At 69.1% G+C, this 14,812-nt stretch carries 18 protein-coding genes; 7 read left to right on the forward strand and 11 right to left on the reverse strand.

Annotated elements, in window-relative coordinates; translation table 11 throughout:
• Positions 1 to 86: 86 nt before the first annotated feature.
• From OG828_RS21430 to OG828_RS21440, 3 genes are read left to right on the forward strand one after another with little or no spacing between them, the layout of a single operon-like run.
• On the forward strand, positions 87 to 983 hold the full coding sequence (locus tag OG828_RS21430; RefSeq protein ID WP_328502023.1) for a helix-turn-helix domain-containing protein: 897 nt from the start codon (positions 87 to 89) through the stop codon (positions 981 to 983).
• Entirely contained in the window at positions 980 to 1,225 is a 246-nt protein-coding gene (locus tag OG828_RS21435) for a DUF397 domain-containing protein (protein WP_328439106.1), read from the forward strand. Before OG828_RS21430 ends, OG828_RS21435 begins: the two co-directional genes overlap by 4 nt.
• Positions 1,225 to 2,199 (forward strand): protein-glutamine glutaminase family protein, encoded by a 975-nt coding sequence (locus OG828_RS21440; protein ID WP_328502024.1) that lies wholly within the window; start codon positions 1,225 to 1,227, stop codon positions 2,197 to 2,199. Before OG828_RS21435 ends, OG828_RS21440 begins: the two co-directional genes overlap by 1 nt.
• On the opposite strand, the gene OG828_RS21445 is transcribed toward OG828_RS21440, so the two are convergent.
• Positions 2,196 to 4,139 (reverse strand): AMP-dependent synthetase/ligase, encoded by a 1,944-nt coding sequence (locus OG828_RS21445; protein WP_328439110.1) that lies wholly within the window; start codon positions 4,137 to 4,139, stop codon positions 2,196 to 2,198. The genes OG828_RS21440 and OG828_RS21445 overlap by 4 nt on opposite strands.
• Positions 4,140 to 4,481: 342 nt before the next feature.
• On the opposite strand from OG828_RS21445, the gene OG828_RS21450 reads away from it, so the two are divergent.
• On the forward strand, positions 4,482 to 5,336 hold the full coding sequence (locus OG828_RS21450) for a MaoC family dehydratase (protein WP_328502025.1): 855 nt from the start codon (positions 4,482 to 4,484) through the stop codon (positions 5,334 to 5,336).
• On the opposite strand, the gene OG828_RS21455 is transcribed toward OG828_RS21450, so the two are convergent.
• From OG828_RS21455 to OG828_RS21475, 5 genes are all read right to left on the reverse strand, one after another.
• Positions 5,324 to 5,989, reverse strand: coding sequence for a TetR/AcrR family transcriptional regulator (locus OG828_RS21455; RefSeq protein ID WP_328439114.1), 666 nt, complete (start codon positions 5,987 to 5,989; stop codon positions 5,324 to 5,326). The genes OG828_RS21450 and OG828_RS21455 overlap by 13 nt on opposite strands.
• A gap of 36 nt (positions 5,990 to 6,025) precedes the next feature.
• Positions 6,026 to 6,325: a DUF4229 domain-containing protein gene (locus tag OG828_RS21460; RefSeq protein WP_210581034.1), complete on the reverse strand. Its 300-nt coding sequence runs from the start codon at positions 6,323 to 6,325 to the stop codon at positions 6,026 to 6,028.
• Positions 6,326 to 6,410: 85 nt separating this feature from the next.
• Entirely contained in the window at positions 6,411 to 6,935 is a 525-nt protein-coding gene (locus tag OG828_RS21465) for a GNAT family N-acetyltransferase (protein ID WP_328439117.1), read from the reverse strand.
• A gap of 16 nt (positions 6,936 to 6,951) precedes the next feature.
• Positions 6,952 to 7,611, reverse strand: a complete 660-nt coding sequence (locus OG828_RS21470) for a UdgX family uracil-DNA binding protein (protein WP_328502026.1) — start codon at positions 7,609 to 7,611, stop codon at positions 6,952 to 6,954.
• A gap of 101 nt (positions 7,612 to 7,712) precedes the next feature.
• On the reverse strand, positions 7,713 to 8,009 hold the full coding sequence (locus OG828_RS21475; RefSeq protein ID WP_328502027.1) for a hypothetical protein: 297 nt from the start codon (positions 8,007 to 8,009) through the stop codon (positions 7,713 to 7,715).
• On the opposite strand from OG828_RS21475, the gene OG828_RS49575 reads away from it, so the two are divergent.
• The gene (locus OG828_RS49575; RefSeq protein WP_443062425.1) at positions 7,938 to 8,189 is read left to right on the forward strand and encodes a MarR family winged helix-turn-helix transcriptional regulator; all 252 of its coding nucleotides are present in this window, start codon (positions 7,938 to 7,940) and stop codon (positions 8,187 to 8,189) included. The two genes, OG828_RS21475 and OG828_RS49575, sit on opposite strands and share 72 nt — an antisense overlap.
• Here OG828_RS49575 and mqnE read toward each other — a convergent pair.
• The 3 genes from mqnE to OG828_RS21490 form a co-directional block, all read right to left on the reverse strand.
• A complete protein-coding gene (mqnE, locus tag OG828_RS21480) occupies positions 8,125 to 9,288 on the reverse strand; it encodes an aminofutalosine synthase MqnE (protein ID WP_210581027.1) in 1,164 nt (387 codons plus the stop codon). The two genes, OG828_RS49575 and mqnE, sit on opposite strands and share 65 nt — an antisense overlap.
• 41 nt (positions 9,289 to 9,329) lie before the next feature.
• Complete coding sequence (locus OG828_RS21485; protein ID WP_210581025.1) at positions 9,330 to 9,785, reverse strand: Lrp/AsnC family transcriptional regulator; 456 nt, start codon at positions 9,783 to 9,785, stop codon at positions 9,330 to 9,332.
• A 112-nt stretch (positions 9,786 to 9,897) separates the two neighbouring features.
• Positions 9,898 to 10,581, reverse strand: a complete 684-nt coding sequence (locus OG828_RS21490; protein WP_328439121.1) for a UbiX family flavin prenyltransferase — start codon at positions 10,579 to 10,581, stop codon at positions 9,898 to 9,900.
• Between the two features lie 732 nt (positions 10,582 to 11,313).
• Here OG828_RS21490 and OG828_RS21495 point away from each other — a divergent pair.
• Positions 11,314 to 11,853, forward strand: coding sequence for a rhomboid family intramembrane serine protease (locus tag OG828_RS21495; protein ID WP_328442372.1), 540 nt, complete (start codon positions 11,314 to 11,316; stop codon positions 11,851 to 11,853).
• 107 nt (positions 11,854 to 11,960) lie between these two features.
• Here the strand turns inward: OG828_RS21495 and mqnP are convergent, their stop codons facing one another.
• Together mqnP and OG828_RS21505 are read right to left on the reverse strand one after the other, a co-directional pair.
• Positions 11,961 to 12,863 (reverse strand): menaquinone biosynthesis prenyltransferase MqnP, encoded by a 903-nt coding sequence (mqnP, locus tag OG828_RS21500; protein WP_328502028.1) that lies wholly within the window; start codon positions 12,861 to 12,863, stop codon positions 11,961 to 11,963.
• On the reverse strand, positions 12,860 to 14,317 hold the full coding sequence (locus OG828_RS21505; RefSeq protein WP_328359209.1) for a menaquinone biosynthesis decarboxylase: 1,458 nt from the start codon (positions 14,315 to 14,317) through the stop codon (positions 12,860 to 12,862). Before OG828_RS21505 ends, mqnP begins: the two co-directional genes overlap by 4 nt.
• Positions 14,318 to 14,404: 87 nt before the next feature.
• Here OG828_RS21505 and OG828_RS21510 point away from each other — a divergent pair, with 87 nt between their 5' ends.
• On the forward strand, positions 14,405 to 14,737 hold the full coding sequence (locus tag OG828_RS21510) for a PLD nuclease N-terminal domain-containing protein (protein WP_328502029.1): 333 nt from the start codon (positions 14,405 to 14,407) through the stop codon (positions 14,735 to 14,737).
• The last annotated feature ends 75 nt before the right edge of the window (positions 14,738 to 14,812 follow it).

Genomic DNA, 14,812 nt, shown 5'->3' on the forward strand with positions numbered 1-14,812 from the left:
CCGGTTGTATCTACGCTGGCCAGGGGCGACGGCGCGACTCTGCGTAGCAGTACGGCTGCGGGGCGTGCGATGTCGGGCAGTCGGCCGTGACCAACGACGACGCAGGGGCGGTGACGCACGTGACGGATGAGCGGGAGCGGCGGCCGGAGACGCCGGCGGAGGCGGATGGAACCATCGAGTTGTTCCGCACGCTGGGCAGGATGCTCCGGCTGCTGCGCGAGCGGGCGGGGCTGACACAGAAGCAGTTCGGCGCCATGGTCGGATACGGGCCCGACCAGATCGGGGCGATGGAGCGGGGAGTGCGGGCACCCCGGCCGGAGTTCCTGGAGAAGGCGGACGAACTCCTCAACGCCGACGGGCTGTTGAAGGAGGCGATGGAGGACGTCGAGCAGGCGATGTCCAAGCGGCGGACCCGGCATCCGGAGTGGTACCGGAGTTACGCGGCGCTGGAGGCGGAGGCCGTCGAGCTGCACTTCTACGCCAACCATGGCATGCCGGGGCTGCTACAAACGCCGGACTACGCGCACGCCGTGTTCGTCAAGCGGCGCCCGCTGCTGAGCGAGGAGGCCATCGAGAAGCGGGTGTCGGACCGGCTGTCCCGGCAGCAGGTCTTCGAGCGCGACCCCCTGCCCGTCATCAGCTACGTGCTCGAAGAGGTCATCCTCGACCGGCCGATCGGCGGGAAGGCGGTCTTCGCGGAGCAGTTGGAGCGTCTGCTGAAGATCGGCAGCCTGCGGAACGTCGAACTCCAGGTCATGCCGACCAAGGTCGAGGAACACCCCAACCTGGGCGGTGCGTTCAACCTGCTGACGCCCCAGAAGCATGCGCAGGTGGGCTATACGGAAGCGCAGGGCTATCCAAGGCTTATCACTGACACGGAGGAAGTACGGAAGCTCGCCGAGCGCTATGGAATCATGCGGGCACTGGCCCTCAGTCCCTTGGAGTCCCGCACCTTGATCGAGAAGAAGTTGGGGGAGCTGTGAACATCGACAGGCTCGACTGGTTCAAGTCCAGCTACAGCGACGGCGAGGGCGGCGAGTGCCTCGAAGCCGCGTACGTCTGGCGCAAGTCGACGCACAGCGGAGGCGAGGGCGGCGAATGCGTAGAAGTCGCCACCTGCCCCCACACCATCCACATCCGCGACTCCAAGAACCCCACCGGCCCCCGCCTCACCCTCTCCCCCACAGTCTGGGCCGACTTCCTCACCTACGCCGGGAGTGCTTGATGCGCCGGTCGGCCCGTGACGAGACGCACGCGCAGGGAACGGACTCGACCGCCCGGGCGCGTACCCCTCAACCCGCCCACCCCCTGTTGGCGTTGCAGCGCACTGCGGGCAATGCCGCCGTCACCGCGGTGATCCAGCGCATGGAGGCCCCGGGCGGCAAACGCAAGAGGTCCAAGTCGCCGGAGGAGCAAGAGCCGGCGAAGCAGGCACGGGAAGCCGGGAGCTCCTCCGAGGAGGAGGAGTGGGAGGAGCAGTTCTCGGCGGACAGCGTGGAGCGGATCACCAGGCAGCAGACCAAGATAACCGCAATGCTGGAGCAGGCGGACAACGAGGGCATTTCCCAGCAGGCCAAGAATAAAGCCCAAGACATGTTGGACATTCTTTCCCTGCTGAAGAACCTGGCTCCCCTGCGGTCGGTGGAGACCGTGCGCGAGGCCATCAGGCTCGTCCGTGAGAAACCGGACAGCAAGACGAAGACCACGTATCTGGAAAAACTCGAGGACCAGCTCGAATACCTTGCGCAGGACTTCCCGTCCGCAGGGCCTCCGACCAAAGACACCCTCGAAGCCATGTGGCCCCAACTGACGCCCGCCTTCGGCAGCTCCGGCGGTGAGGTGGGCGAGGACGGCTGTGAGGACAGGGCCCACGCGATCTGTCTGGCGATCGCCGAGCGGGACCCGGCGATCGCCGCCAACCATCTCTCGAAGCAGTGGGCCACGTCATCGGGGGGCCGTGTGCACGCCGATCACCAGTGGAGGCACCACGTCGCGGCCTCGGTGACGACGGCGGACGGAGTCCTGGTCATCGATCCCGTCTTCTCCAGGTCGGGTCCGCTCGAACTGAGCGAGTGGGCCGACCGCGTCCAGGTGAACAAGGACACGAACGTCCACCAGACCGCCTGGGGATTCCTCGGGAGACCGGGCGACGACAATCGGCCGGACCAGCTCAGCGCCACGGAATACAGTCCCCACTAACGTTCGTACAGCCGCTCCACATCCGCCGCGAAGTCCCGCATGACCGCCTCGCGGCGCAGTTTCATGGAGGGCGTCAGATGGCCGGAGAACTCCGTGAAGTCCTGCGGCAGAATCGCAAAGCGACGGATCGACTCGGGGCGGGAGACGAGCTTGTTGGCGTCGTCCACGGCGCGTTGCAGGATGGCGGTCAACTCCTCGTCGTTGACCAGGAGTTCGGCGGGGACGGGGTGTTTGCCGTTCATGCGGCGCCAGTGGGTGATGCCGTCCATGTCGAGGGTGATCAGCGCGGAGACGTAGGGGCGGCCGTCGCCGACGACGATCGCCTGGGAGATCAGCGGGTGGGAGCGGAGCCAGTTCTCCAGCGGGGCCGGGGCCACACTCTTGCCGCCCGCGGTGATCAGGAGTTCCTTCTTGCGGCCGGTGATCGTCAGGTAGCCCTCGTCGTCCAGCGCGCCGATGTCCCCCGTCGCCAGCCAGCCGTCGGGGGCCGCGGGGACGACTCCGCCGGCCTGCGGGTCCCAGTAGCCGCGCAGCACCTGACCGCCGGCCAGCAGAATCTCGCCGTCCGCGGCGATGCGGACCCTGGTACCGGGGAGCGGCCAGCCGACCGTGCCCAGACGGGGTTTGAGCGGGGGTGTGATGGTCGCCGCGGCGGTGACCTCGGTCAGACCGTAGCCCTCGTAGATCTCGATGCCCGCCCCGGCGTAGAACGCGGCCAGCCGCCTGCCCAGCGGTGAGCCGCCGCAGATCGCGTACCGCACGCGTCCGCCCATGGCGTTGCGGATACGGCGGTAGACCAGCGGGTCGTAGAAGGTGCGCGCGGCTTTCAGCGCCCGGTTGGGGCCCGAGCCCGTCCCCGTCTGTTTCGCCTCCATCGCCTCGCCGTACTTGATGGCCACGTTCGTCGCACGGTCGAACGCCGAGACCCGGCCGCTCGACTCCGCACGCGCCCGCGCGCTGTTGAAGATCTTCTCCAGCATGTACGGGATGGCCAGCAGACACGTCGGTCTGAAGCTCGCCAGGTCCGGCAGCAGGTCGTCCGGTTTCAGGCTCGGCGCATGACCCAACCGTACTCCCGCCCGGACGCATGCGATCGCCACCATCCGGCCGAAGACATGCGACATCGGCAGGAACAGCAGAACCGACGCCTCTTCGCTCGTCCGCGCCTTGAAGATCGGGTACAGGAGTTCGATCGCGTTGTCGACCTCGGCGAAGAAGTTGCCGTGGCTGAGCGCGCAGCCCTTGGGCCGGCCGGTCGTGCCCGAGGTGTAGACGAGGGTGGCGATGGTGTCGGGGACCAGCATCCCGCGGCGTACGTCCACCTCCTGGTCCGGCACCTGCTCGCCCAGCTCCGCCAGCCGGTCCACATGGCCCTTCTCGATGACCCACATATGGCGCAGGTCGGGCAGGCGTTCGCGCTCGGGGCCGATGGCGGCGGCCTGCGCGGCGGTCTCGGTGACCAGGGCGACCGCGCCGGAGTCCTGGAGGATCCAGCGGACCTGGAAGACGGAGGAGGTGGGGTAGACGGGGACGGTCACCAGGCCGGCGGCCCAGGCGGCGAAGTCGAGGAGCGTCCACTCGTACCTCGTACGCGCCATGACGGCGACCCGGTCGCCGGGGACCAGCCCTTCGGCGATCAGCCCTTTGGCCACCGCGTGCACCTGCGCGGCGAACTCGGCGGCGGTCACGTCGATCCAGCTGTCGTCCTCCGTCTTGCGGCTGAGGACGACAAGTTCCGGCTGCGTCTCCGCACGGTCGAACGGCAGGTCGGCGAGCGAGCCGTGCACGGCCGGTGCGACCAGCGGCGGGATGGCCACCTCCCGCACCACTCCGTCCAGCCGACGGATCTCCGGCGCCCTGAGGATCGGCTCGCCGTCGTAGTCGAGGTCGATGCCGAAGTCGGGGGTGGAGCCGGACGGGGACGCTTGCGGGATCGACATGGGGCAGCTCCTGGGGCGTGCAGCTCGTACCTCTGCTGCATGAAGTACGCGCAGCGCGTACTGCGGCGTTCACCAGCGGTGTGCGGCCACGCGTGTTACCGCTGGTTAGGTGGGAGATCGTACGGCGCCCAGGTGTGGAGTTCGTGCGGGTTACGGGGCGGTAAGGGGCCGGGGATGTGCAACCTCGGCGATCACACAGGAACCGGCCGGACGGACGTCAACTTCCCTGCTCCGCCAGCACGTTGGAACCCCCTAAGGTGAGGAATGTTCACCTCCCGACCTGGCCTTACCTGAGGTAACTTTACTCCAGAGTAAGCATAGTTTCCGCGTGGGGAGATGACCATGGCCGACCTGACCGACGCGCCCGCGCTCACGCCCCTGCTCGCCCGCGGCGCCCTCCTCTCCCCCTTCAAACGGCCCCGCCCGGACGCCGACTTCCCCCGCACCCGGCTCGTCCTGCCCGGCGTCCGCATCGACCTCGCCCGGCTGGCCGCCTACGAACGCGTCTGCGGCTTCGCCACCGGCGACGACGCGCTGCCGGTCACCTATCCGCATGTGCTGGGCTTTCCGCTGGCCATGCGGCTGATGAGCGGCCGGGGCTTTCCGCTGCCGCTGCTGGGACTCGTCCATACGTCGATCGAGATCACCCAGCGGCGTGCGCTCCCGGCGACCGGGGAGTACGAAGTCGGCGTCCACGTCGAGGGACTGGCGCCCCATCGGCGGGGCACGGAGGCCGCGGTCGTCACGGAGGTGCGGGCGGCGGGGGACGTCGTATGGGAGTCGCGGAGCACGTATCTGGCCCGGCATCGGACGGACGCCCGTACCCCACCACGATCTCCGACTCCGAAGAATCCGAAGAAAGAGACGGAGCCGTTGCCCGTCATCGCCGAGTGGCGGCTGGCCGGAGACATCGGCCGGCGCTACGCGTCCGCGTCCGCGTCCGGAGACCGCAACCCGATCCACCTCTACGCCTTCACGGCCCGCCTCTTCGGCTTCCGCCGAGCCATCGCCCACGGGATGTGGACCGTGGCCCGATGCCTGGCGGCACACGGCGTCCCGGAACGGGCGCTGGTGCGGGCCCAGTTCAAGGCACCGGTGCTGCTGCCGGGCACGGTGACGTACACGGCGGACGGCGAACGCTTCGAGCTACGGGGCGGCGACCGGACGCATGTGAGTGGCGCGGTCTACCCGGCCTGAGCCGGCTCCGGCTCCTCCGGTGGGGACCAGGGGCGGCCCGCGATCAGGCCGCCCAGGCCTGCCCAGGCGAAGTTCATGAGTGTTGCGGCGGCCTGACGGGCGGTCATGCCCGGTGTCGTGTTGGCCCAGGCGGCGAGGGACTCGGCGGCGCCGACCAGGGCCTCGGCGAGACCGGCGACCTCGCGCTCCGGCAGGTCCGGGTCGTGGTGTGCCTCGCGGGCGCCGGCCAGGATCAACTGCGTGACGAACGCGACGATCTCCTCGCGCATCGCGGCGACCTCGGAAGCGAACGGCTCGCCGTGCGTGCGGGCCTGGAGATGCAGCACCGACCAGGCGTCCGGGTTCTGCGAGGTGTGCGTGAAGAACGCCCGCAGCCCCGCCCAGAGTTGGCGGTCGGCGGGCAGCCCCGGGTCGACGCCCTTGCGGACCGCTTCAGTGAGCGCGGCCGCCTCCCGGCGGATGCACGCCGTGAAGAGGTCTTCCTTCGAGTTGAGGTACAGATAGACCAACGGCTTGGAGACGCCCGCCAGTTCGGCTATCTCGTCCATCGACGCGGCCATGTATCCCCGCTGGCCGAAGGTCCGCACGGCGGCGTCGAGCATCTGCTGCTCACGGACGGCACGCGGCATCCGCTTGGTCTTCACGGCACCCATGGGGTCAGCCTACGGTTCGCAGGCCGCGGCAGTGCCTTAAGAGGCGTGCCCCTGCGCACGGGAGGCGTCGTCCGCCACGTCCTCCTGGGAGCGGTTGGCGTCCAGGTTGGCCTTCACCCGGTCCACTTTCTGGACGATCCGCACCGACGCCCGGTCCCGCTCCTTGCGCAGCGCCACGAAGCTGATCGGGGCGGAGATCACCAGAGCCAGCAGGACGACCCACATGCCGTTGGACTCGCCGAGACCGCGCGGGGCCAGGCCGGAGTAGACGAGGCCCCAGACGACCACGAGGCAGCCCGCGAAGATCCCGAGGCGCATCAGTGTGTAGCGGAGCATCTCAATCCACTCTTCCGATTCCAAAAAGGTCCGTCATCCAGTGAAGCACGCGCACCTTCCGATCTTGGAGGGGGGTGTACGACGGTCAGCTCAGCGTCAGCAGCATGTGCACGTCGTCCCGGTCGTCCCCGGGAGCGACGCGGATCGCGCCGGGGACCCGCCCGACCTCCTTGTAGCCGCAGGAGCCGTAGAACCGCTCAAGACCGTTGCCGCCCCGGCAGGTGAGCCGGATCGCCTCGATGCCGTCGAAGCCGCGGGCCGCGTCCTCGGCGGCGGACAGCAGGTCACGGCCGTAGCCCCGGCCCTGGTGCCGCGGGTGCACCATCACCGTGTACAGCCACAGCCAGTGCGTCATCAGCCGGTGCGTGTTGAACGTGAGGAAGGCGGCCGCCGCGACCTGCCCGGCCTCGTCGTGCCCGACGAGCAGCCGGGTGCGGCCCTCCGCCATCGCCGCGAAGTGCTTCACCAGCTCCGGGCGTATCGCCTCCCGCGTCACCGGGGGCACGAAACCGACGGAGCCGCCCGCGTTGGAGACGTCGGTCCACAGGCCGAGAATGCCGTCGCGGAGGGCGGGATCGACGGCGGGGTCCAGGGTGAAAGTAAGGGACACGCCAGCATCGTAGCCATTACGACAGTGCGCGCGCCGCCACCTTCAGATCCGAGACCAGCCCCTCGTACGCCGCCCTCCGGTCCTTGTCGTCCTGCGCCCGCAGCACCGACGACGGGTGCACGGTCGGCACCAGCCGCTCCCGACGTCCATGGATCTCCTCCTCCAGCACCGCCCCGCGCACCTGCGTCACCCGGAACGACGACCCCAGCAGCGCCTTGCCCGCGGTGGCACCGAGCACGATGATCAACTCCGGCTCCACGGCCGCCAGCTCGGCCGCGAGCCACGGCCCGCACGCCGTCATCTCACGCAGCGTCGGCGCCTTGTGGATACGGCGCTTACGCGGCTCGGCCTGCGTGAACTTGAAGTGCTTGACGGCATTGGTGACATAGGCGTCCGCCGGGTCGATGCCGGCCTCCTCCAGCGCACTGTCCAGGAGCCGCCCGGCGGGCCCGACGAAGGGCTTGCCCTGACGGTCCTCCTGATCGCCGGGCTGCTCGCCGACGAGCATGACGCGAGCGTCCGAGTTCCCGGCGCCGAAGACGGTCTGGGTGGCGTCCCGGTGCAGGGGGCAGCCGCGGCAGTCGGCGGCGGCGCGACGCAGGGCGGGAAGACCACCGCGGTCGGGAAGGAAGGGCTCAGCGGTGTAGGCATCCTCAGGCGCCTTAGTACTAGTCATGCCGCCCGAGTACCCACGTCGGCCCTGTCAGCGCGGTCGTGCGCCGCCGCCCCGCCGCGTGTTCAGTCGGTGGTGCTCGACTGGCCGGCCTTCCACGCGCGCTAGTGCTGCTCGGGGTTGTCGGTGAACGAGGCGTGGCGGGGGCGCCAGCCGAGCAGGCGGTGGGCCTTCGCACTCGCGACGAGTTCGTCCTGGTCGGCGGCCATCTGCATCATCCCGCCGGCCTCCGCGGTCTCCAGGATGATCTCGCCGGTGTAGCCGGCCGCGCGCACGGCGACGTTCGCTGTACTGCTCCTCTTGAGCGAGGCCCCGACCGGCGCATGCGTATGTCCGCACTCGTTGCCGCGGCCGGTCTCACACCCTCCCGGATCACCCGCGTGGTCGACGGGCTGGCCCACCACGGCATGGTCCGCAAGGAACGTCCCGACAACGACGGACGCGGCAACGACGCCGTCCTCACGGACACCGGTCTGCACGCCATGCGCTCGGCCCAGGCCACCGCGGCCCTCGAAATCACACCCGCATCGGCTGCGGCGACTCCCGGCGCTCCGGGTCCGGACCCTCGTACTCCCGAATGATCTCGTATCGCGTGTTCCGCTCCACCGGCCGGAACCCCGCATCCCGGATCAGGTCCAGCAGATCCTCACGGGTGAGCTTGTTCGGCGTACCGAAGTCGTCCGCGTCGTGCGTGATCTTGTACTCGACGACCGACCCGTCCATGTCGTCGGCGCCGTGCTGGAGGGCCAGCTGCGCGGTCTGGACGCCGTGCATGACCCAGAAGACCTTGACGTGCGGGACGTTGTCGAAGAGGAGACGGGAGACGGCGAAGGTCTTCAGAGCCTCCGCACCCGTCGCCATCTGCGTGCGCGCCTGGAGGCGGTTGCGTACCTTGCCGTCCTTCATGTCGACGAAGTCGTGCTGGTAGCGCAGCGGGATGAAGACCTGGAAGCCGTTCGTCTCGTCCTGCAGCTCACGGAGCCGGAGCACATGGTCCACGCGGTGCCGCGGCTCCTCGATGTGGCCGTACAGCATGGTGCAGGGGGTCTTCAGACCCTTCTCGTGCGCCAGCCGGTGGATGCGGGACCAGTCCTCCCAGTGGGTGCGGTGGTCCACGATGTGCTGCCGCACCTCCCAGTCGAAGATCTCCGCGCCGCCGCCGGTGAGGGACTCAAGACCGGCGTCGATCAGCTCGTCCAGGATCTCGGACGCGCTCAGCCCGGAGATCGTCTCGAAGTGGTGGATCTCCGTCGCCGTGAACGCCTTGAGCGACACGTCGGGGAGCGCCGCCTTCAGCTCGCGCAGGGAACGGGGGTAGTACCGCCACGGAAGATTGGGATGCAGCCCATTGACGATGTGCAGCTCGGTGAGGTTCTCGCCCTCCATCGACTTGGCGAGCTTCACGGCCTCCTCGATGCGCATCGTGTACGCGTCCTTCTCGCCCGGCTTGCGCTGGAACGAGCAGTAGGCGCAGGAGGCCGTGCAGACGTTGGTCATGTTGAGGTGCCGGTTGACGTTGAAGTGCACGACGTCGCCGTTCTTGCGCGTCCGCACCTCGTGCGCCAGCCCGCCCAGCCAGGCCAGGTCGTCCGACTCGTACAGCGCGATGCCGTCCTCACGGGTCAGCCGCTCACCGGCCCTGACCTTCTGCTCCAGCTCGCGCTTGAGCCCGACGTCCATGGGGGTCACACCTTTCTCAGACAGCCTCGACAACCGTACGCCTACGCTTCTTCGGGCAGTTCTCCGACCCGGTTCTCCCACTTCGTGGAGAGCACGATCGTCGTACGGGTCCGGGAGACGCCCTTGGTGCCGCTGAGCCGACGGATGATCTTCTCCAGGCCGTCCACGTCGGCGGCGCGCACTTTGAGCATGTAGGAGTCCTCGCCGGCGATGAACCAGCAGTCCTCGATCTCGGAGAGATCCCTCAGTCGCCGGGCCACGTCCTCGTGGTCGGTGGCGTCGGAGAGCGAGATACCGATCAGCGCGGTGACGCCGAGGCCGAGCGAGGCGGCGTCGACGGTGGCGCGGTAACCGGTGATGACACCGGCCGCCTCCAGCCGGTTGATGCGGTCGGTGACGCTGGGTCCCGACAGGCCGACGAGGCGCCCCAGCTCCGCGTACGAGGCCCGGCCGTTCTCTCTCAGGGCCTGGATGAGCTGCCTGTCCACCGCGTCCATGCGATTAGAAGCCTTCCGCTGATTAGGTCGATAGAGATATAGGTCGAAGAGAGATATAGAGGTGACGAGTTTTCGGGCGTTGCGTTGCCCCGTGACTCAGTGGGTCGGTGGTTCAGGTCGGGCCGGACCCGCCGCCGAGTTCGCCCTTCCAGCGGCGGTAGAGGTCGTGCTCGACACCGGCCGCGTCCAGGATCCGGCCGGCCACGAAGTCCACCAGGTCCTGGATGTGTGTGGCCCCCTGGTAGAAGGCGGGCGAGGTGGGCACGACGGTCGCGCCCGCGTCGTCCAGTGTCACCAGGTGGCGCAGGGTCTGCCCGTTGAGCGGTGCCTCGCGTACGGCGACGACGAGCTTGCGGCCCTCCTTGAGGGTCACGCTCGCGGCACGCTGGAGCAGGTCTTTCGACAGCCCGAGCGCGACGCCCGCGACGCAGGCGGTGGAGGCGGGCACGATCAGCATGCCCTTGGCGGGGTACGACCCCGAGGACGGGCCCGCGGCCAGGTCGCCGGCGCTCCAGTGCCGTACGCCGGCGAGGTCCACGGCGAAGGCGTCCGGCTTGCCGTCGGCCCCTCGCGCCAGCCATTCCCGCAGGTCGTCCTGCCAGTGGGCGTCCCGGAAGGCGATGCCGGTCTCATCGAGCAGGGTGAGCCGGGAGGCACGGCTGACGACCAGGTCGACGCTCTCGCCCGCGACCAGCAGCGCGCGCAGCACGGCGGCGGCATACGGGGTGCCGGAGGCGCCGGACACCCCTACGATCCAAGGCGTACGCGCCGTCTCTCCTGGCTTGACTCGGTTCACGACACCGAGCCTATCCGGCTTCCCACCCCGGGAACCGGCCGAGGGGTGCGGACCGTTGCTATGAGTGACGGGCTAGGGCTGGGGGATGCCATGGCGGGTATGGGTGCGGGTCCTGGTGCCGGGGCCGGTGGAGACTCCGGTGGGCGGCCGGGTGGCGGGTCCGGTGAGCGGTCCGGCGCGGGCTCCGGCTGGCGGTTCGGGGCAAGCTCCGGTGAGCGGCCGGGTGGCGGCTCCGGTGGGCGGTTCGGGGCAAGCTCCGGTGAGCGGCCGGGTGGCGGCTCCGGTGGGCGGTCCGGCGCGGGCTCCGGTGGACGGCCGGGTGGCGGCTCCGGTGAGCGGTCCGGCGCGGGCTCCGGCTGGCGGTTCGGGGCAAGCTCCGGTGAGCGGCCGGGTGGCGGCTCCGGTGGGCGGTCCGGGGCAAGCTCCGGTGAGCGGCCGGGTGGCGGCTCCGGTGGGCGGTCCGGGGCAAGCTCCGGTGAGCGGCCGGGTGGCGGCTCCGGTGGGCGGTCCGGCGCGGGCTCCGGTGAGCGGCCGGGTGGCGGGTCCGGTGAGCGGTCCGGCGCGGGCTCCGGTGAGCGGCCGGGTGGCGGCTCCGGTGGGCGGTCCGGCGCAGGCCCCGGTTCGCGGTTCGGGGCGGGCTCCGGCTGGCGGTCCGGCGCGGCGAGGGGTGCCGGATCCGGGTCGGGCCTTGCGTTGACGCGTGGTGATCGGGCGAAGACCGCGGCCAAGTTGATGGTGGGCTGGGTGGCCCTGTTGTGGCTGCTGGAAGTGGTCGACGTGATCAGCGGCCATGCGCTGGACGGCCTCGGCATCACCCCGCGCGAACCGTCCGAGCTGATCGACATCGTGCCCGCCGCCTTCCTCCACTTCGGCTTCGCCCATGTCGCCGCCAACAGCGTGCCGCTCCTGGTCCTCGGCTTCCTCGCGGCCCTCGGCGGCCTGCGCCGGTTCGCCCTCGTCTGCGCGCTGATCATCGTCGCGGACGGACTGGGCGTATGGCTCATATCCCCGGCGCACAGCAACACCGCGGGCGCCTCCGGCCTGATCTTCGGCCTCTTCGGCTTCCTCCTGGTGACCGGCTTCGTGGAACGCCGCCCCCTCGGCATCCTCGTCGGCCTCCTGATAGCCGCGGTCTGGGGCGGCTCCATCCTGTCCGGCCTCGCACCCACTCAGACGAGCGTCAGCTGGCAGGGCCACTTGATCGGCCTGGTGTCGGGGGTCGTGGCGGCCTACCTGTTCCGCCGCCCCGCGATACCCGCGCGCGGCGTCTGAGCGGCGCTGGCAAAGTCACCCACGGTTCTACAGCGCCCCGTCAGGGGCGCGGGGAACTGCGCGACCCGCCACAACAGACCCGCACCCAACCGACGACAGACCGCCCCCTAGACCGTCAACCCCCGCACCATCAGATCAAGCAACGCACACACGAACAACGCAATCCCAATAAACCCGTTCACACTGAAGAACGCCCTGTTCAGCCGCGACAGATCACGCGGCCGCACAATCGAGTGCTCGTAAATAAACGCGCTCGCGACAATCAGAAGACCGAACCAGAAAAAGAAGCCCGCATCCGTCACCACCGCATACCAGACGAACAGGGCCGTCGTCACGGCATGGCAGACCCGCGCCCCCCACACCGCAGCCGGAATCCCGAAGCGGGCCGGCACCGACATCACGCCGATCTCACGATCGGTCTCGACATCCTGGCAGGCGTAGATCAGATCGAACCCACCGATCCAGACACCGACGGCGAGCCCCAGGATCACCGCGTCCCAGGACCACTCACCGGTGATCGCCAGCCACCCGCCGACCGGCCCCATCGCCTGGGCAAGACCAAGGATGGCCTGCGGAAAGTTCGTGAACCGCTTGCCGTAGGGGTACACCACCATCGGAATCACCGCGACGGGCGCAAGGGCCAGACACAGCGGATTGAGCAGCGCCGCCGAGCCCAGAAAGACCACCACGGCGATCAACGCACCGGTCCAGGCATGCTTCACCGACATCGCACCGGTGACCAGCTCACGCTGCGCCGTCCGGGGATTCCGGGCGTCGATCTCACGGTCGATGATCCGGTTCACGGCCATCGCGAAGGTGCGCAGCCCGACCATGCAGATCGTCACCAGCAGCAGCCGGCCCCAGTGAATGTTCCGGTCCCACTGGAACATCGCGGTGAGCGCGGCGATGTAAGCGAAGGGAAGCGCGAAGACCGAGTGCTCGATCATCACCAGACGCAGAAACGCCTTGGTGCGTCCCGGCTGCGGGATCGCGGCGGATGCGGAACTCAAAGGCCGTACTCCTTCCACCGGCGGTCGACCTTCGCCGCCGTCTCCGGGTCGGACAGCACCATCTCGGGCCACCCGCCGTCCCGCGTATAGCCCTCCTCGGGCCACTTCTTCGTCGCGTCGATGCCCGCCTTGCCGCCCCAGAACTGCTGATAGGAGGCGTGGTCGAGATGGTCGACCGGACCCTCCACGACCGAGAGGTCGCGGGCGTAGTCCGTGTTGCCGAGGGCCCGCCAGGCGACCTCGTGCAGATCGTGGACGTCGCAGTCGGCGTCGACGACGACGATCAGCTTGGTGAGGGACATCATGTGCGCACCCCATACAGCGTGCATCACCTTTTGGGCGTGCTTGGGGTACTTCTTGTCGATCGAGACGATCGCACAGTTGTGGAAACCCCCGGCCTCCGGCAGGTGGTAGTCCACGATGTCCGGGACGATGACCTTCAGCAGCGGGAGGAAGAAGCGTTCCGTCGCACGGCCCAGCGGTCCGTCCTCCGTCGGGGGGCGGCCTACGACGATCGACTGCAGGAGCGGCCGCTTCCGCATCGTCACGCAGTCGATTTTCAGCGCGGGGAAGGGTTCTTGCGGGGTGTAGAAGCCGGTGTGATCGCCGAAGGGCCCTTCGGGCAGCATCTCGCCGGGCTCCAGCCAGCCCTCCAGAACGACCTCCGCCTGCGCCGGCACCTGCAGCGGCACGGTCTTGCAGTCGACCATCTCGATCCGCTTGCCCGCGATGAACCCGGCGAACAGGTACTCGTCGATGTCACCGGGGAGCGGCGCGGTCGAGGCGTAGGTCACGGCCGGCGGGCACCCGAAGGCGATGGCGACCGGCAGCCGCTCACCGCGCCGGGCGGCGACCTGGTAGTGGTTCCGGCTGTCCTTGTGGATCTGCCAGTGCATGCCGATGGTGCGCTTGTCGTGGCGCTGGAGGCGGTACAGCCCGAGGTTGCGGATGCCGGACTCGGGGTCCTTGGTGTGGGTGAGCCCAAGGTTGAAGAAGGAGCCGCCGTCCTGAGGCCAGGTGAAGAGGGCGGGCAGGTCGTCGAGGTCGACCTCGTCGCCGTACAGAACGACGTCCTGCACGGGCGCGCTGTCGGACTTCACCTTCTTCGGCGGTACGTGCGTCATCGCGCCGAGTTTCCCGAAGGCCTCGCGTACACCGACGAAGCCGTGCGGCAGCTCGGGGCGGAGCAGGCCGCCGATCTTCTCGGAGATCTCGCCGTACGACTTCAGGCCCAGTGCCTTCAGCAGGCGCCGGTCGGTCCCGAAGACGTTCATGGCGAGCGGCATGCTGGAGCCGCGCACGCTCTCGAAGAGCAGCGCCGGGCCGCCCGCCTTCTGGACCCGGTCGACGATCTCCCCGACCTCCAGATACGGGTCTACCTCGGCCTTGATGCGCTTGAGGTCACCCTCGCGCTCCAGCGCCCTGAGCAGGGAGCGAAGATCGTCGTAAGCCATGTGTCCAGTATCGGCCAAGGGCTACCCTGGCCCCGTCACCGGGGCCGTCCCAAGCCCCTCTCCGTCTTCTGGGGGTTCACCGCCTTCATGCTCAGGTATCTGCCCCTCCTGCTGGTCCTCGCCCTGTGGATCTACGCCTTCATCGACTGCCTGAACACCCCGGAGAACGAGGTGAAGGGGCTGCCGAAGCTGGCGTGGGTGTTCATCATCCTGCTCTTCGGCCAGGTGCTGGTCGGCCCGGTCGCCTGGTTCGTGGCGGGCAAGGTCCGCAAGACCCCGGCGAGCGGCATCACCCCCTTCTCCCCGGGCCGCCGTACGAAATTCGTCGCTCCCGACGACAACCCCGAATTCCTCAAGTCCCTGAAGGACGAGGAGGAGGACAAAGACAAGAAGCGCGGCGACGACCCGAAGGACGACTGACAAGCTGTACGCCGCAGAGCCCTCCGAAGCGGGCAATGCGCCCCTGGGCCGGGGCATGTGCGGGCCGGACACTTG

The organism is Streptomyces sp. NBC_00457 (assembly GCF_036014015.1).
GTDB lineage: Bacteria > Actinomycetota > Actinomycetes > Streptomycetales > Streptomycetaceae > Streptomyces.

Coding starts and splice junctions, on each gene's coding strand:
- OG828_RS21495 (WP_328442372.1), top strand. CDS start 11,314: ATGGTGGGCTGGGTGGCCCTGTTGTGGCTGCTGGAAGTGGTCGACGTG.
- OG828_RS21510 (WP_328502029.1), top strand. CDS start 14,405: ATGCTCAGGTATCTGCCCCTCCTGCTGGTCCTCGCCCTGTGGATCTAC.
- OG828_RS21505 (WP_328359209.1), bottom strand. CDS start 14,317: ATGGCTTACGACGATCTTCGCTCCCTGCTCAGGGCGCTGGAGCGCGAG.
- OG828_RS21470 (WP_328502026.1), bottom strand. CDS start 7,611: ATGACTAGTACTAAGGCGCCTGAGGATGCCTACACCGCTGAGCCCTTC.
- OG828_RS21455 (WP_328439114.1), bottom strand. CDS start 5,989: ATGGGTGCCGTGAAGACCAAGCGGATGCCGCGTGCCGTCCGTGAGCAG.
- mqnE (WP_210581027.1), bottom strand. CDS start 9,288: ATGGACGTCGGGCTCAAGCGCGAGCTGGAGCAGAAGGTCAGGGCCGGT.
- OG828_RS21460 (WP_210581034.1), bottom strand. CDS start 6,325: ATGCTCCGCTACACACTGATGCGCCTCGGGATCTTCGCGGGCTGCCTC.
- OG828_RS21440 (WP_328502024.1), top strand. CDS start 1,225: ATGCGCCGGTCGGCCCGTGACGAGACGCACGCGCAGGGAACGGACTCG.
- OG828_RS49575 (WP_443062425.1), top strand. CDS start 7,938: ATGTCCGCACTCGTTGCCGCGGCCGGTCTCACACCCTCCCGGATCACC.
- OG828_RS21445 (WP_328439110.1), bottom strand. CDS start 4,139: ATGTCGATCCCGCAAGCGTCCCCGTCCGGCTCCACCCCCGACTTCGGC.
- OG828_RS21450 (WP_328502025.1), top strand. CDS start 4,482: ATGGCCGACCTGACCGACGCGCCCGCGCTCACGCCCCTGCTCGCCCGC.
- OG828_RS21485 (WP_210581025.1), bottom strand. CDS start 9,785: ATGGACGCGGTGGACAGGCAGCTCATCCAGGCCCTGAGAGAGAACGGC.